Source organism: Polaromonas sp. P1_E3 (assembly GCF_056405935.1).
On record NZ_JBFUBD010000061.1, the window covers coordinates 1 to 14,930 of the forward strand.

The 14,930-nt window shown below is 62.7% G+C and carries 14 protein-coding genes and 1 pseudogene; 4 read left to right on the forward strand and 11 right to left on the reverse strand.

Annotation, left to right across the window (positions count from 1 at the left end):
* The 3 genes and pseudogenes from AC1D0Z_RS09880 to glmM all read left to right on the forward strand — a co-directional run.
* Window positions 1–593: pseudogene (locus AC1D0Z_RS09880) on the forward strand (ATP-dependent zinc metalloprotease FtsH); the annotation flags it as partial.
* Between the two features lie 81 nt (window positions 594–674).
* Complete coding sequence (gene folP, locus AC1D0Z_RS09885) at window positions 675–1,532, forward strand: dihydropteroate synthase (RefSeq protein WP_477658075.1); 858 nt, start codon at window positions 675–677, stop codon at window positions 1,530–1,532.
* Window positions 1,533–1,648: 116 nt separating this feature from the next.
* A complete protein-coding gene (glmM, locus tag AC1D0Z_RS09890) occupies window positions 1,649–2,980 on the forward strand; it encodes a phosphoglucosamine mutase (protein ID WP_477658076.1) in 1,332 nt (443 codons plus the stop codon).
* 85 nt (window positions 2,981–3,065) lie between these two features.
* Here glmM and AC1D0Z_RS09895 read toward each other — a convergent pair whose 3' ends face one another.
* The 9 genes from AC1D0Z_RS09895 to AC1D0Z_RS09935 all read right to left on the reverse strand — a co-directional run bounded on the left by AC1D0Z_RS09895 (window position 3,066) and on the right by AC1D0Z_RS09935 (window position 11,791).
* Window positions 3,066–3,671 (reverse strand): DUF6151 family protein, encoded by a 606-nt coding sequence (locus AC1D0Z_RS09895; protein ID WP_477658077.1) that lies wholly within the window; start codon window positions 3,669–3,671, stop codon window positions 3,066–3,068.
* Window positions 3,668–4,087: a hypothetical protein gene (locus AC1D0Z_RS09900; protein WP_477658078.1), complete on the reverse strand. Its 420-nt coding sequence runs from the start codon at window positions 4,085–4,087 to the stop codon at window positions 3,668–3,670. Before AC1D0Z_RS09900 ends, AC1D0Z_RS09895 begins: the two co-directional genes overlap by 4 nt.
* A gap of 13 nt (window positions 4,088–4,100) precedes the next feature.
* Complete coding sequence (locus AC1D0Z_RS09905) at window positions 4,101–5,552, reverse strand: aldehyde dehydrogenase family protein (RefSeq protein ID WP_477658079.1); 1,452 nt, start codon at window positions 5,550–5,552, stop codon at window positions 4,101–4,103.
* Window positions 5,553–5,581: 29 nt separating this feature from the next.
* Complete coding sequence (locus AC1D0Z_RS09910; RefSeq protein ID WP_477658080.1) at window positions 5,582–6,583, reverse strand: amidohydrolase family protein; 1,002 nt, start codon at window positions 6,581–6,583, stop codon at window positions 5,582–5,584.
* Between the two features lie 30 nt (window positions 6,584–6,613).
* Entirely contained in the window at window positions 6,614–7,558 is a 945-nt protein-coding gene (locus AC1D0Z_RS09915; protein WP_477658081.1) for a YncE family protein, read from the reverse strand.
* A 65-nt stretch (window positions 7,559–7,623) separates the two neighbouring features.
* The gene (locus tag AC1D0Z_RS09920; RefSeq protein ID WP_477658082.1) at window positions 7,624–8,541 is read right to left on the reverse strand and encodes a dihydrodipicolinate synthase family protein; all 918 of its coding nucleotides are present in this window, start codon (window positions 8,539–8,541) and stop codon (window positions 7,624–7,626) included.
* A 5-nt stretch (window positions 8,542–8,546) separates the two neighbouring features.
* Complete coding sequence (locus AC1D0Z_RS09925) at window positions 8,547–9,719, reverse strand: L-rhamnonate dehydratase (RefSeq protein WP_477649246.1); 1,173 nt, start codon at window positions 9,717–9,719, stop codon at window positions 8,547–8,549.
* A 39-nt stretch (window positions 9,720–9,758) separates the two neighbouring features.
* Window positions 9,759–10,796, reverse strand: a complete 1,038-nt coding sequence (locus AC1D0Z_RS09930; protein ID WP_477658083.1) for a 4-hydroxythreonine-4-phosphate dehydrogenase PdxA — start codon at window positions 10,794–10,796, stop codon at window positions 9,759–9,761.
* 32 nt (window positions 10,797–10,828) lie between these two features.
* The gene (locus AC1D0Z_RS09935) at window positions 10,829–11,791 is read right to left on the reverse strand and encodes a Bug family tripartite tricarboxylate transporter substrate binding protein (protein ID WP_477658084.1); all 963 of its coding nucleotides are present in this window, start codon (window positions 11,789–11,791) and stop codon (window positions 10,829–10,831) included.
* 130 nt (window positions 11,792–11,921) lie between these two features.
* Here AC1D0Z_RS09935 and AC1D0Z_RS09940 point away from each other — a divergent pair, with 130 nt between their 5' ends.
* Window positions 11,922–12,890, forward strand: coding sequence for a LysR family transcriptional regulator (locus AC1D0Z_RS09940; RefSeq protein ID WP_477658085.1), 969 nt, complete (start codon window positions 11,922–11,924; stop codon window positions 12,888–12,890).
* Window positions 12,891–13,089: 199 nt separating this feature from the next.
* Here the strand turns inward: AC1D0Z_RS09940 and AC1D0Z_RS09945 are convergent, their stop codons facing one another.
* Window positions 13,090–14,544, reverse strand: a complete 1,455-nt coding sequence (locus tag AC1D0Z_RS09945; RefSeq protein WP_477658086.1) for an efflux transporter outer membrane subunit — start codon at window positions 14,542–14,544, stop codon at window positions 13,090–13,092.
* An 11-nt stretch (window positions 14,545–14,555) separates the two neighbouring features.
* Window positions 14,556–14,930 (reverse strand): efflux RND transporter permease subunit (locus AC1D0Z_RS09950; protein WP_477658087.1); only part of this gene is annotated, 375 nt, incomplete at its 5' end.

Genomic DNA, 14,930 nt, shown 5'->3' on the forward strand with positions numbered 1-14,930 from the left:
CCATCATTCCTCGCGGCCGTGCCCTCGGTGTCACCATGAGCCTGCCGGCGCAAGACCGCTACAGCTATGACCGCGAGTACATGCTGAGCCAGATCAGCATGCTGTTTGGTGGCCGCATCGCCGAAGAAGTCTTCATGAACCAGATGACCACAGGTGCCAGCAACGACTTTGAACGTGCCACCGCACTGGCCCGCGACATGGTCACCCGCTACGGCATGACCGAGGCTCTGGGCCCCATGGTCTACGCCGAGAACGAAGGCGAAGTGTTTCTGGGCCGTTCGGTCACCAAGACCAACAACATGAGCGAATCGACCCTGCAAAAGGTCGATGGCGAGGTACGCCGCATCATCGACCAGCAGTACGCCCAGGCGCGCAAGCTGATCGAGGACAACAAGGACAAGATGCATGCCATGGCCAAGGCGCTGCTTGAATGGGAAACCATTGACGGCGACCAGCTGGACGACATCATGGCCGGCAAGGAGCCACGCCCGCCCAAGGATTGGACACCGCGCAATTCGTCAGTGGGCGGCGGAAGCGGCCCCAGCGGCGGCACGCCTGCTGTCAGCACCGATCCGGCGCCGACCGTGGCCTGACGCGCGGTGAACAGGACGTGACTGCCAGGCAGTCGCCATAACCGGGGCCAGTCCCCGGTTTTTTATTTCCGGAGACAAACCATGATCTGGCAAACCTCTCGCTTTCAAATCGACCTTTCCAGGCCCCGCGTCATGGGCATCGTCAACGTTACGCCCGACTCATTTTCGGATGGGGGCAGGTATTTCACCCTCGGCGGTGGTTTTTCAGGCGTGTTGGCCCATTGCGAAAAATTGATCCGGGACGGCGCCGACATGCTGGACATTGGCGGTGAGTCAAGCCGGCCTGGCGCCCCGCCCGTGTCGCTGGAGGAAGAGCTTGAACGGATACTGCCGGTAGTTCGCCATGCGGTCAGCCTGGGTGTGCCGCTGTCGGTCGACACGTACAAGCCTGAGGTGATGCAGGCGGTGCTTGACCTGGGCGTTGACGTCATCAATGACATCTGGGCCCTGCGCAAGGCCGGCGCGGCACAGGTGGTTGCGCAGCACCCCAGCTGTGGTGTCTGCCTGATGCACATGCATCGCGAACCCCAAACCATGCAGGTTGCGCCCATGGAAGGCGACGTGGTGCCGCAGGTGAAGGCTTTCCTTGAAACCGCCGCGGGGAACCTGTTGTCGGCCGGTGTCCACAAATCCCGCATCGTGCTGGATGTGGGGGTGGGCTTTGGAAAAACCGTTGCGCAGAATTTCGCCTTGCTCGCGCGGCAGCAGGAGTTTCTTGCCGCCGGTTATCCTTTGCTGGCCGCCTGGTCGCGCAAATCCTCTCTGGCTGCCGTCACCAGTACATCCCTGGCGGCTGTTGCCCAGCTCGATACGAACGACCGCATGGTGCCCAGCGTCGCGGCGGCCGTGCTGGCAGTGGATCGCGGTGCCCGCATCGTGCGGGTGCACGATGTGCGTGAGACCGTGCAGGGCCTCAAAGTATGGGCGGCCGCGCGCTAGCCGCTGGTTTGCCGCCGTCCGGCGCAGATGGAGGCTTTGGCTGACAGAGAGCCGCGCGGGGCCACCTAAAATAGGCCCCTGCTTCAAGAACAACAAGCTCCACAGGGACATACCTCATGACCAGAAAATACTTCGGCACCGACGGCATTCGCGGAACGGTGGGCCAGCCGCCGATCACGCCCGATTTCGTCTTACGGCTTGCACACGCGGTCGGCCGGGTCCTTCGCAAGACCGAATCGCGCCCTACGGTACTGATCGGCAAGGACACCCGCATTTCGGGCTACATGCTGGAAAGCGCCCTGGAGTCCGGCTTCAACTCCGCCGGCGTCGATGTGGTGCTGCTCGGCCCTTTGCCCACGCCGGGCGTGGCCTACCTCACGCGGGCCCAGCGTGCCAGCCTGGGTGTGGTTATCAGCGCCAGCCACAATGCGTACCCTGACAACGGCATCAAATTTTTCAGCGCCCAGGGCACCAAGCTCGATGATGCTTGGGAACTGGCCGTGGAAGCTGCGCTCGACGAGCCACCCGTCTGGGCTGATTCGGCCAGCCTGGGCAAAGCCCGCCGCCTTGATGACGCGGCCGGTCGCTACACAGAGTTCTGCAAGAGCACTTTTGCCAATGACCTGACGCTTCGCGGATTGAAGATCGTCGTCGATGGCGCGCATGGCGCGGCTTACCATATCGCGCCTATGGTGTTCCATGAACTGGGCGCCGAGGTCATTGCCATCGGCTGTGCGCCCGACGGCCTCAACATCAACCACGAAGTAGGCGCCACGCACCCCGAGGCCCTGATCGCCAAGGTCAAGGCCAGCAAGGCGGACTACGGCATAGCGCTGGACGGCGACGCCGACCGGCTGCAGATCGTGGACGCTGAAGGCCGGCTTTTCAATGGTGATGAAGTGCTTTACCTGATGGTCAATGAGCGGCTGGCGCGCGGCGAGAAAGTACCCGGCACCGTGGGCACCCTGATGACCAATATGGCCGTGGAAGTGGCATTGAAAGCCAAGGGTGTCGAATTTGTGCGCGCCAAGGTTGGTGACCGCTACGTGCTTGAGGAGCTTGAAAAACGCGGCTGGCTTCTGGGCGGTGAGGGGTCGGGCCATCTGCTGGCACTCGACAGGCATACCACCGGCGACGGACTCATCAGCGCGCTGCAGGTATTACAGGCGTGTGTGCGCAGCAAAAAAACGTTGGCCCAGCTGCTGAGCGACGTGGTGCTGTTCCCGCAAACACTGGTGAACGTACGCCTTAAGCCCGACCAGGACTGGAAGAGCAGCAAGGCACTGGCCGACATGACCAAAAAGGTGGAGGCTGAGCTGGGCGACACTGGCCGCCTGTTGATTCGTGCCAGCGGCACCGAGCCGCTGCTGCGTGTGATGGTCGAGGCGCGCGATGCGGCCCAGGCGAAAAGCTGCGCAGAACGGGTAGCGGATACGGTGCGGTCCTGAGCAGGTAATTCGAGAGGAAATCGGCCGAAACCGTTTAAGGACGAGCGCCAGCAGCTATTAAATCGATAGCGCAGCGCAAAGCACGCTAGGAAGCCTTGACGGCCTCCATCAAGCGAGCCCGCTCATCCGGCGTGAGCACCTTCGGCGAGACGCATGGCGCGCCATCATCCGGATTAAAGAAGGGCGTGATCTTGTAGCCGCCATTGAGTCTCGTGCGTATCAGTGTCGCCATGAACCGGAGAATGGACACGGTGGTGCTGACCGGCATGGCTTTGGCACTGCCTTTGGCGCTCTTCATGCCGACTTTCATGCGCACAGGGCCGAAGGCGGCATCGAGACTTGTTGACGGGTCTTTCAGGCAGTTGTGCAGCAGGCCGACGTGCGAGACCTTGAAGTCACGCGCCGTGTTGCCAACCGGCGTGTTGCAGCAGCTGGTATACCAGCGCAGCATGCCTCGATCGCTGAGTGACATGCAGGCAAGTGCTTCCTGGCCATGGGTGAAGGTGACGTGCTGGGGAAGCGTGGCAATCACATCCGATCCACCCATCTCATCCAGAATCTCATCGGACTTGCCCAGAAAGTGGGCGTAAGCCTGGCAGTCCTTGCAGTAGCAGACGCCGCGGCAGACTGATTCGGTGTGGCTGACGTGGCCTCGCAGGGTGCCGCACTGGCAGCGCAGTGGGTGGTTCATGATGGCTGCTCTCCGGATTTTCGGCGGAGTATGTGCAAGGTCAACAACCACAGCACCACCGGCAACAACAGCGCGGCAGTAGCGACTTCCGACAGAATGGTGACGTTGGCCATTAAAGGATGAAGTTCGATAGGCGCCACCGCATAGTGGCCTAAGCCATCAAACCCCATAGCAGCGTAAATAGCCATCAACATCAACCCCATAGCGATGTATTTCTTGCGCATCAGCAACAGGCCAACCACGCCCACAGAGGTGATGGCCGCCCACACCGCATAGACCTGTGCGCGTGTCAGCCAGACCGGCAGGTTGGGGTATTCGCAGATGAACTCGGCGTTGTGGCTGAAGTGGCCGAAGCTGGTGAGGAAATAAGCCGCTGTCAGTGCCAGCAGCACTTTGAGCGACCGTGTCGTCCGCATCACCGGGGCCATGTCAAGCCAGCGTATACGCCGTCTTCACCGTCGTGAAAAACTCCTGCGCATACTTTCCCTGCTCGCGCGGACCATAGCTTGAGCCCTTGCGGCCGCCGAACGGCACGTGGTAGTCCACACCGGCAGTTGGCAGGTTCACCATGACCATGCCGGCCTGGCTGTGGCGCTTGAAATGCGTGGCGTATTTGAGGCTGGTGGTGGCAATGCCCGCTGACAGACCGAAGGGCGTGTCATTGGCGGTGGCCAGGGCGGCCTCGTAGTCTTTCACGCGGATGATGCTGGCCACCGGGCCGAAAATTTCTTCACGGTTGATGCGCATGCCGGCGGTGCTTTCGCTGAAAAGCGCCGGGGTCATGAAGTAGCCTTCGGCGCCGCTGCCGGTGTGGCAGCGTACGCGGTCACCGCCGAATGACAGTGTTGCGCCTTCCTGCTGGCCGATGGCGATATAGCTTAGATCCTGCTCCAGCTGGGCTTGCGAAGAAACCGGGCCGATGTCGGTCCCGGCCGTCAGGGCGTCGCCCACCTTGATGCGGGCCATACGTTCCTGGAGTGCCTTGACGAAAGCGGGGTAAATGCCTTCGGTCACGATGAGGCGGCTCGACGCCGTGCAGCGCTGTCCGGTGGAATAGAAAGCGCTCTGCGCGCTGAGTTCCACGGCCTGGGTCAGGTCGGCGTCGTCCAGGATGACCTGCGGGTTCTTGCCGCCCATTTCCAGCTGCACCTTCTTGAGGTTTTTTGCGCAGGTCTCCGCGATGCGGCTGCCCACACCGACCGAGCCGGTAAAGCTGATGGCATTGACACCCGGATGGTTGACCAGCGCATCGCCGATGACGCGGCCGGGGCCCATCACCAGGTTGAACACGCCCGCCGGAATACCCGAGCGCGAGATGATTTCCGCCAGAGCCCAGGCGCTGCCCGGAACCAGGTCCGCAGGCTTGAGCACCACGCAGTTGCCGAAGGCCAGCGCCGGCGCGACCTTCCATGCCGGAATGGCGATGGGGAAATTCCACGGTGTGATCAGGCCGACGACGCCCACGGGTTCACGCGTGATTTCCACACCGATGCCGGGACGCACCGAAGGAATCGTCTCGCCCGACAGGCGCAGGCACTCGCCGGCAAAAAATTTGAAGATGTGGCCCGCGCGTGTGGCTTCGCCAATGCCTTCGGGTTTGGTCTTCCCTTCTTCGCGCGAGAGCAGGGTGCCCAGCTCTTCGCGGCGTGCCAGGATTTCAGTGCCGATTTTGTCGAGCGCATCCGAACGGGCCTGGATGCCCGAGGTAGACCAGGCCGGAAAGGCGGCCTGCGCGGCCTGTACGGCGGCATCCAGCCCTGCGGCGTCGGCCTGCGTGTACTCGCCGATCACGTCTGAGAGGTTACTGGGGTTCAGGTTCTGGCTGTAGCTGTTGCCGGCAAGCCATTGGCCGCCGATGAGGTTGTCGTGTTTGGTGGTCATGAGGTAGCTCCAGATGAAATCAGGGTTGATCAAGGGGCGAGAGGGCGCGCGGGTTGCGGGGGTGCCGCAGGCGGCGCCACATCAATCGCATAGAAACGCAGGGCGTTACCGCACATCATCGCATGTTGCTGATTTGCCGGCAGGTGGTCCAGCATCCCGGCCACACTGGCAACCAGGTCCGGATAGTTTATGCGCAGGCCCGCTACCGGAAAGTTGCTGGCGAACATGCAGCGCTGCCAGCCAAAAATAGCCACCGTCTCCCGCACGATGCGTGCGTTTTCGTGCCAGTCCCAGGGCTGCCCGCGCAGGCCGAATTCCGAAAGCTTGACGTGCACGTTTTCCTGCCGGGCCAGTATTTCCATCCAGCCGCGCCAGCGTTTGAGGCCTTCTTCGCTGCGGTCCCAGGCAAAGCCGTGGTGGTTCAGGGCGATGGGCACTTTGGGAAACATCGCTGCCACGGCAGCCGCCTCGGGCAAGTGCCAGGCGGGCACGCGCAGGTCCCACCGCAGGCCATATTTCTCCAGCAATGAAAAGCCGCGCAACCAGTCTTCGTGTTGCATCGTACCCGCTTGTGCTTTGACGCTTTGGTCCGCTGCGGCAGATGTGACGGGCTTGCTGCGGATGCCGCGCACCAGCGGAAACTGGGACTGCGCGAACAGGCATTCCTCGCTGTCAGGCCGGTCAAACCAGGCGTGCGCCACGATGGCGTTTGGAAAGCCGTGCCTGGCGTGAACCTCATGCAGCCATGCGGTTTCGGCAACCTGCTCAAGGCGGCTGCGCTCGGCTTCCACATGCACGGTTGCCACCACGTCGCAAGGCCCCACAGCCGCCCGGTAGTCGTCTGCCAGGAAGTCCCGGCAAATCGGCCGGTAGTCGCCCAGGAAGAAGGCGCCGGGATCGTACGCTTCCTGCAACCAGGGGTAGTGGCCTTTCGACAGGTCCCACAGGTGGTGGTGCGCGTCGACGACGGGCCCTGTAAACGCCTTCACAGGTGCGGGCAGTGAGGTGGGCGATGTGCCTGTGCTCTTCATGAACCGGGAGTGGATACAGACCTTGCTGAATCAATGCCGCCAGACGTAGGACGAATCCGGCTCACGCAGCGTCCTGATTTCCTGCTCGAACGCGAAGCTGTCCAGATTGAGGCGGCGCACCGTCTCGTCCTGAAATGAGATGTAGACCGCCCGGTCCACCGGATGAAACGACAAGGCCAGCGGGTTGCTGGGCAAGGAAAAACAGCGCTGCTCCTGCAGGTCCAGGCCGAACACCGACAGCGAATGCTCGCCCGAATTGGTGGTGAGCAGCAAGTCCTGGCCTTGCGCGCCCTGGAAGCGGTAGACCCGGTTGGGGTCGCGCCGTGTCTTGCCCGACGCCACGACCGTCATGCTGGCCGTGTCGACGGCGACGATGGTGTCGTCGCCGCGGTTGGCCACGTACAGCAGCGACTCGTCAGCCGACAGCACATTGCCCTCGGGTACAGGGCCGGGCATCATCGCAACCGGGGTGAACGTCGGGTCATTCGGCCTGATTTTGGTGACGGTGTTCGACAGCAGGTTCAGCGCATAAGCCGTCTGTGCATCTTTCGTCAATGCAAACAGGTGGGTTTTGTAGCCGCCGGAAGACACAGCCAGGTCCGGCACATGCACCTTTGCCGGGTCTGAAAAGCGCAGCAACACGTTGTGCGCCTCAGACATCACGAACAGGCGGCCCTGGCCGTCCACTGTCAAGCCATGCGGCCGGTAATACGGCCAGAGGTTCAGGGTGGCCACATGCTCGCGTTTGTCCAGGTCGATCACAAAGACAGAATGCCCGCCTACATCTCCCAGGTGGCTGGCGGTTTCGATGCCGTAGTGGCCCACGTAAGCAAGCCGGCGCACCGGGTCTACCGTGAACTCGTGCGGAAAGTTGGGCAAGACGATGTGTCCTTCCGCCTGGCCGGTGGCCAAGTCGTAAAAGCTGAAGGTATGGGCGCATTTCTGCACCAGCAAAAGTGTTTCCCGAAGGGGCATGGAAATCCTGAAGAGGGGGAGGACGAGAAAGGAAACGGGGGGAATGCGCAGGCAGCTGGGGCCGCTCACTTGCCCCAGCGTAGCACCATCGGGTCCAGCCGCCGGGCCGTTTCGAGAAGGCCTTTGCGCACCTCGGGGTGCATGGCGGGAAACGGGTGGCGCGGCGCCTCGCAGGCGATCACGCCGCCTTCCTTCATCAAGGCCTTGGCCGTCAAGATGCCGCCCTGGCGGTTTTCGTAGTTGATCAGCGGCAACCAGCGTGTGTACTCGGCAATGGCCTCGTCCCGCTTGCCGGCTACCCATGCATCCATGATCTTGCGAATGCCGTCCGGGTAGCCACCCCCCGTCATGGCACCGGTGGCGCCGGCTTCCAGGTCGGGCAGCAGGGTAATGGCTTCTTCGCCGTCCCACGGCCCTTCAATCGTGTCGCCGCCCAGCCGGATCAACTCACGCAGCTTGGAGGCCGCACCCGGCGTTTCGATCTTGAAATAGGCGACATTACGGATCTCTTTGGCCATGCGTGCCAGGAAGGTTGCCGACAGCGTGGTGCCGCTGACAGGGGCGTCCTGGACCATGATGGGAATGTCAATGGCGGCCGACAGCGTGGCGAAGAACTCATAAGTCTTTTCTTCCGTCACGCGGATGGTTGCGCCGTGGTACGGCGGCATCACCATGACCATGGCCGCGCCCAGGTCCTGCGCGCGGCGGCTGCGTTCGGCGCACACCCGGGTGCCGAAATGTGTGGTCGTAACAATCACCGGCACGCGACCCGCCACGTGTTGGAGGATGGCGGCGGTGAGGACTTCACGCTCTTCATCGGACAGCACAAATTGCTCGGAGAAGTTGGCAAGGATGCAGAGGCCCGTCGAGCCCGCATCGATCATGAAGTCAACGCAGCGTTTCTGGCTTTCCAGGTCGAGCTCGCCCGCGTCAGTAAAAGTGGTGGGCACGACGGGGAAAACGCCGGAGTATCTTGCGTTCATGCGGCTCATTCGACGATGTTGAAGTCTTTGAGGAACTCGGTCTTCATCGTCAGGCCCAGGCCGGGCTTGTTGTCGTCGAGCTGCAGGAAGCCGTTCTCCGCCACAGGTTCACCGTCAAAGATGTAATAGAACAGCTCATTGCCAACTTCCACATCGAACATCGGAAAATACTCGCTCATGGGCGAGGCGAGGGTGCTCATGGTCAGGTGGTAGTTGTGCATCTGCCCGGCGTGCGGGATCACCGGCACGCTGTAGGCCTCGCACAGCGCATTGATCTTGTGCGCCGCCGTGATGCCGCCCACGCGGTTGGTGTCGTACTGCACGACCGACACGGCTTTTTTATCCAGCAGCTGCTTGAAACCATAGAGGCTGAACTCGTGCTCGCCGCCTGAGATCGGGATGCTGGTGAGCTGGTTGAGTTCGGCATAGCCGTCGATGTCGTCGGCAATCACGGGCTCTTCGAGCCAGCGCAACTGAAATTTCTCGAGCTTGGGCAACATGCGCTTGGCGTATTCCAGGTTCCAGCCCATGTAGCACTCCATCATCAGGTCATTGTCGTAACCGATGACTTCGCGGATCGCTTCCACGGCTTTCAGGTTTTCAGAAACGCCCTTGGTGCCGTGCGCCGGGCCGTAGCCAAAGCGCGACTTGAACATGGTGAAACCCTGGTCCAGGTATTTTTGCGCTTCGTCCTGCATGGCCTTGATGTCGGTACGGTAGAGCTTGGAGTAGTAGCAGGGAATCTTTTCCTTGGTGCGGCCGCCCAGCAGCTTGAACACCGGCTTGTTGACCGACTTGCCCAGGATGTCCCAGATGGCGAGGTCCACCGCGGAGATCGCGGCCATGGTCACGCCCTTGCGGCCCCAGGCGTGGGTGCTGCGGTACATGCGCTGCCACAGGTATTCGTAGTCCCAGGGGTCCTGGCCCAGCACCAGTGGCGTGAGGTACTGGTCGATGATCGCTTTGGCAATGTGCGGCGCCAGCGCCACGTTGCCCAGGCCGACGATGCCGTCATCGGTTTCAATCTCGACCACAGTCCACGAGTGAAAGCGGAAGGTGCTCATCGACTCGGTTTTGGAGTAAACCAGGTCCATCGCGTTGGAGCAGAAGTTACCTTGGGGTGGAACGGTCTTGCCCTTCCATTCGAACACGCGTGCGCGGACTGATTTGATTTTCATGTTGGTTCTTTGAAGGTGGAAGAGAAGGAGGGAGAAAATTCAGGCGGCTGATTGCAGGCGCGCCGCACCCATGCGTTGGGCAATGCGAAAGGCATTCAGGGTCGCGTTCACATCCGCCACACCCTGGCCTGCAATGTCGTACGCTGTACCGTGCGCCGGGGTGGTGATGGGCACCGGCAAGCCGCCTTGCACGGTGACGCCCTTGCTGAAGCCCATGAGCTTGATGGCGATCTGGCCCTGGTCGTGGTACATGGTGACGATGGCCTGGTACTGGCCGGCCTGCGCTTTCAGGAAGATGGTGTCGGCCGGGAAGGGGCCATCGACCGGGACACCGCTGGCGCGCAGCGCTGCCACGGCCGGCTCGATGATGTCGATTTCCTCGCGCCCGCAGACGCCGCCGTCCCCGCCGTGCGGGTTGAAGGCCGCCACCGCTACTTTGGGGCTGGCATTGCCGCTGGCCTTGAGCGACGCGTAGATCAGCCGGGTTGCGTCGACGATGCGTTCCTTGCTGAGCATGGCCGCTGCGTCTTTCAGCGGAATGTGCGAGGACACACGTGCCGTCCACAAATCGCCCAGCGTGTTGAACTCGCAGAAGTAGCCGGTCACGCCCAGGTACTCGGCAAAGTGGTGCAGCTCGTCTTCGTGCTTCAGACCGCCCAGCTTCATGGCCTGCTTGTTCAGCGGGGCAAAGCAGATGGCATCGACCTCGCCGCGTTTGGCGCCATCCATGCAGAGATTGAGCACCTGCAGCACAGCGGCGCCGCAGGCAGCCTGCGCCTGGCTGCGCTGCACTTGTTCCGTTTGAATCGTGTCTGTGGCCAGGAAGGCCGGCAGGCGGGTGTCTGCGCGGCTGCGCACCTCGGCCAGGCTGGACACGGCTTGTATTTCGACCGCTTGTTTCGCTGTAGCCTGGCCTTGCTGCCAGAGCCACGCATCGCCCACCAGCACGATGTTGGCGCCCGCCGTAATGCCGGGCTGGCTCAGCAGCCGGGCGACCAGCTCGGGGCCTATGCCGGCCGCATCGCCCAGTGTCAGGGCGACGACGGGTACCGGTTCTGTTGTCTGCTGCTTGCTCATGGTGTCTTTTTCCTTGTTCCGGACCATCCGGATCAGTCCAGCTTGATGTTTTTCTTGCGGATGAGGTCACCATACCGCTTGTTTTCATCGTTGTGGAACTGTGCAAACTGCGCCTGGGTCATGGGTGTCAGGTCCGCACCAATCGCACTCAGCCGGGTTTGCGTTTCAGGCATGGCCAGCACCTTGGTCACTTCGGCGTAGACGCGCTCCTGCACCGCCTTGGGTGTGGCTGCCGGCATGTAGATGCCGTACCAGGCACTCATCTCGACATCCTTCACGCCGGCTTCGGCCATGGTGGGCACATTGGGAAGCTGCGGGTTGCGTTTGGCGCTGGCCACTGCCAATGGCTTGATGCGGCCGTTCTTGATCTGGCCGATCACCGAGGGCATGGTGTCAAAGCTCAGCTGCACCTGACCGCCGACGAGGTCGATCAGCGCCGGGCCGCTGCCGCGGTAGGGGATGTGCGTGATGAAAACGCCGGCCTGGTCCTTGAAGAGTTCTGCCGCGATGTGTTGCGTGCTGCCCGAGCCGCTGGTGGCGTAGTTGAGCTGTCCAGGCTTTGACTTGGCCAGCTTGATGAGCGACTGCACAGAGTCCACCGGCAGGGCGTTGTTGACCACCAGCACATTGGGCACCGCGCCGACAAAGACCACGGGCACCAGGTCCTTGTTGTTGTCATAGCCTAGTTTCAGCAGGTGCGGGGCAATCGCATGCGCGGTCGAAACACCCATCAGCAGGGTATGACCGTCATTGGACTTGGCCGTCAGGTCGGCCGCCAGGGTGTTGGACGCGCCGGGGCGGTTCTCGACCACGACCGGCTGCTTGAGAAGGGGGCCGAGCCGGTCAGCGACCGCGCGGGCCATGGCGTCGGTGCCGCCGCCGGGGGCGGAACCCACCAGGATGCGCACGGACTTGGCCGGCCAGTCTTGTGCAAATAGCGGGGCGTGGGCAGCCAATGTGCAGGCCGCTGCCAGCAGGGCGGGCAAATATTTCATGGTTGTCTCCGTCATCGTTTTGAATCAATGCGTGGATGGTAGGGAAGACAACAGTTAACGTAAATTGAAAATACCTGATTATTTGATAACCTATGGTGATCAATTGAATTGTTCCCTGGAAAGACTGCCGATGCCCGACACTTCACCCGGCTCCTTCATTCCCCAGCTTCTCAACCGCCTGCGCATGCGCCAAGTCGCCCTCATCCTGGCCGTGGGTGAGCACGGTACCTTGCGCAAAGCCTCCGCAGAGCTGGGCATGACCCAGCCTGCCGCCACCAAGATGATCCAGGAGCTGGAGTCCGCGCTGGGCCAGCGCCTGTTCGAGCGCGTGGGGCGCGGGCAGAAGCTCACGCCGGCGGGCGCCAGCGCATTGCGCTATTTCCGCGGCATGCGCGGTTCCATCGAGTCCATGACGCGTGAGCTGGCTGAGCTACAGCTCGGCAGTTCGGGGCGGGTGTCGGTCGGCAGCATCATGGCGCCATCACCCAATCTGCTGACGCACGCGATCATCGCGCTCAAAAAAGCCTATCCGCTGCTGTCGGTCGATGTCATGCTGGACACCAGCGACCGGCTGTTCGAGCTGCTGCGCGAAGGCGTGCTCGACGTTGCCATCGGGCGCATCCGCGACGAACACCGGGCCGACTACACCTTCACCGCGCTTGAGAACGAGGCGCTGGCCGTGGTGGCGGGCGTACACCATCCGCTGGCGCAAAAAAGGGCGGTGAAGTTTGCCAGCCTGCTGGACTACCCGTGGATACTGCAGCCCAAGGGCAGCCCGATGCGTGAGGTGCTGGAGCAGGAGTTCCGCATGCTGCAAGCACCGACTCCCAAGGGCCTGATTGAAACTGCCTCCATCCTCACAACCACCAACCTGATTGCCGAAACCGACATGGTGGGCGTCATGCCGCAGTCGATTGCCGAGAATTACGCCCGGCACGGCCTGCTGAAAGTCCTGCCCTGCTTTATCCAGCACAAGATGGAGGCGTTTGGCTCCATCACCCGCAAGGACAGGCCGCTCAGCGATGCGGCGCGGTTTTTCCTCGCGGCGCTGCACAGGCGTGGGGCTACAGGTGAGCCTTCAACGCAGGCCTTGGGGTAGATGCTATTATTTTGATAGCTGGTTGCGCACGGTGTATAAGGGTTTCAGCCACTTTTTCTGGTGAATGCCGGCTGATTTCACTGCCTCGTCGATCTGCTCTTGGCACAGAATAGACAGGAGAATATGGCCTCTGGCCAATAGGGACGGGCGCAAGCAGCTATTAAAACAATAGCAACAGCGAACCCCGCACAGTGGCCGTCTATTGCGCGGCCTGCCAGCCGCCGCCCAGCGACTGGATCAGCGCCACCGCGGTGGTCTGGCGGTCGGCCATGGCTTGCACCAGTGCGCGGCGCGCACTCAGCGCGGTGGCCTGGGCGGTAATGACTTCGGTGTAACCCACCTGGCCGCTGCGGTAGCGGTTGAGCACCTGCTGCTCCACCTGGTCGGCGGCCTGTGACGCCTGGCGGCGCAGCTCCTGCTGGGTCAGCAGCACGCGTGTGGCCGACAGCTGGTCTTCCACGTCCTGGAAGGCGGCCAGCACAGCCTGGCGGTAGCGCGCCACTGCCTGCTGGTGAGAGGCCTCGGCGCCCTCCACGCGTGCGCCGGTGGCTCCCGCATTGAAGAGGACTTGCGCGGCTGAGATGCCGATGGACCAGACGCTGCTGGAAGCCTTGAAGAGGTCCGCCACCCGGCTGGCGCCCTGGCCGGCAGAGGCGCTCAGCGAGAGGCTGGGGTAGTAGGCGCTCTTGGCGATGCCGATCTGTTCATTGGCAGAGGCCACGCGGCGTTCGGCGGCGGCAATGTCGGGACGGCGCTGCAGCAGCTCAGAAGGTATGCCGACGGGCACGTCAGGCACCGAAGGGTTCCAGGCCACAGGGGCAATCGAGAAATTGCCGGGCGCTTCGCCGACCAGCACCGCGATGGCATGCTCCAGCTGGGCGCGCTGGCGCACCAGGCCGGCGTCGTCGGCCTGCGCATTGGCCAGCTGTGTCTGGGCCTGCAGCACATCGGTTTTGGCCGCGATGCCGGCGTTGTAGCGGTTTTGCGTGATTTCCAGCGCGCGCTTGTAGCCGTCAATCGTGTCCTTGAGCAGCACCTTCTGCGCGTCTGTCTGGCGCAAGGACAAATAATTGGTGGCCAGCTCACCCTGCGCCGACAGCTTGGCCGAGGCCAGGTCGGCGGCACTGGCCTGTTCGCCGGCCTTTGCGCCGTCTACCGTGCGGCCCAGACGGCCCCATACGTCGGGCTCCCAGCTGCCGCCAATGCTGAGCTGGTAGTTGTTGCCGACGCGGCCACCGACATTGTTGCCCGTCGTGCTGTTACTGCTGCTACTGCTGCCGGAACGGCTGGCATTGCCGTTCAGCGAAACCGTCGGGAACAGTGACGCCCGCTGCTCGCGCACCAGGGCCCGTGCCTGCGCGTACGCTGCAACGGCCACGGCCACGTTCTGGTTGGACACCTCCACGCGCGATGCCAGCTGGTCCAGTACCGGGTCCTTGAACAGCGACCACCACGGGCCGCGCTCCAGCGTATCGGCGGGCGCGGCCGGAACCCAGCCTTGCGCTTCCTTGTAGCTGCTCACGTCGACCGTGGCCGGACGCTGGTAGTCGGGACCGACTGCGCAGCCGCCGATGGTGAGCACCAGCGCCGCGCACAGCAGGCGAAGCTGAAAGCGGGGGCGGTACGTGGGGCGGGCATTGGAAGAGTGGTTCATGGCGTTGTCAGTCATTGCAGTTGGAGCGGGGCACCGGGTGGCGGCGCGTCGGACTCGTCCGGGTGGCGGCTGAGCTGGCGCTCGGAAGGGCTGCGCCGGCGCAGCTTGTCCATCAGTACATAGACCACAGGTGTGGTGAGCAAGGTCAGCACCTGGCTGGCGATCAGCCCGCCGATGATGGCGATGCCCAGCGGGCGGCGCAGCTCGGCCCCTTCGCCGAAGCCGATGGCCAGCGGCAGCGCGCCCAAAATGGCCGCCAGCGTGGTCATGAGGATGGGACGAAAGCGCAGCAGGCAGGCTTCGCGCACGGCTTCGATGGCCGATAGCCCACGCGCCCGCTCGGCTTCCAGCGCGAAGTCGATGATCAGGATCGCGTTCTTCTTGAC

Coding starts and splice junctions, on each gene's coding strand:
- AC1D0Z_RS09905 (WP_477658079.1), bottom strand. CDS start 5,552: ATGACCACCAAACACGACAACCTCATCGGCGGCCAATGGCTTGCCGGC.
- AC1D0Z_RS09930 (WP_477658083.1), bottom strand. CDS start 10,796: ATGAGCAAGCAGCAGACAACAGAACCGGTACCCGTCGTCGCCCTGACA.
- folP (WP_477658075.1), top strand. CDS start 675: ATGATCTGGCAAACCTCTCGCTTTCAAATCGACCTTTCCAGGCCCCGC.
- AC1D0Z_RS09910 (WP_477658080.1), bottom strand. CDS start 6,583: ATGAAGAGCACAGGCACATCGCCCACCTCACTGCCCGCACCTGTGAAG.
- AC1D0Z_RS09900 (WP_477658078.1), bottom strand. CDS start 4,087: ATGCGGACGACACGGTCGCTCAAAGTGCTGCTGGCACTGACAGCGGCT.
- AC1D0Z_RS09945 (WP_477658086.1), bottom strand. CDS start 14,544: ATGAACCACTCTTCCAATGCCCGCCCCACGTACCGCCCCCGCTTTCAG.
- AC1D0Z_RS09940 (WP_477658085.1), top strand. CDS start 11,922: ATGCCCGACACTTCACCCGGCTCCTTCATTCCCCAGCTTCTCAACCGC.
- AC1D0Z_RS09895 (WP_477658077.1), bottom strand. CDS start 3,671: ATGAACCACCCACTGCGCTGCCAGTGCGGCACCCTGCGAGGCCACGTC.
- AC1D0Z_RS09920 (WP_477658082.1), bottom strand. CDS start 8,541: ATGAACGCAAGATACTCCGGCGTTTTCCCCGTCGTGCCCACCACTTTT.
- AC1D0Z_RS09915 (WP_477658081.1), bottom strand. CDS start 7,558: ATGCCCCTTCGGGAAACACTTTTGCTGGTGCAGAAATGCGCCCATACC.
- AC1D0Z_RS09925 (WP_477649246.1), bottom strand. CDS start 9,719: ATGAAAATCAAATCAGTCCGCGCACGCGTGTTCGAATGGAAGGGCAAG.
- glmM (WP_477658076.1), top strand. CDS start 1,649: ATGACCAGAAAATACTTCGGCACCGACGGCATTCGCGGAACGGTGGGC.
- AC1D0Z_RS09935 (WP_477658084.1), bottom strand. CDS start 11,791: ATGAAATATTTGCCCGCCCTGCTGGCAGCGGCCTGCACATTGGCTGCC.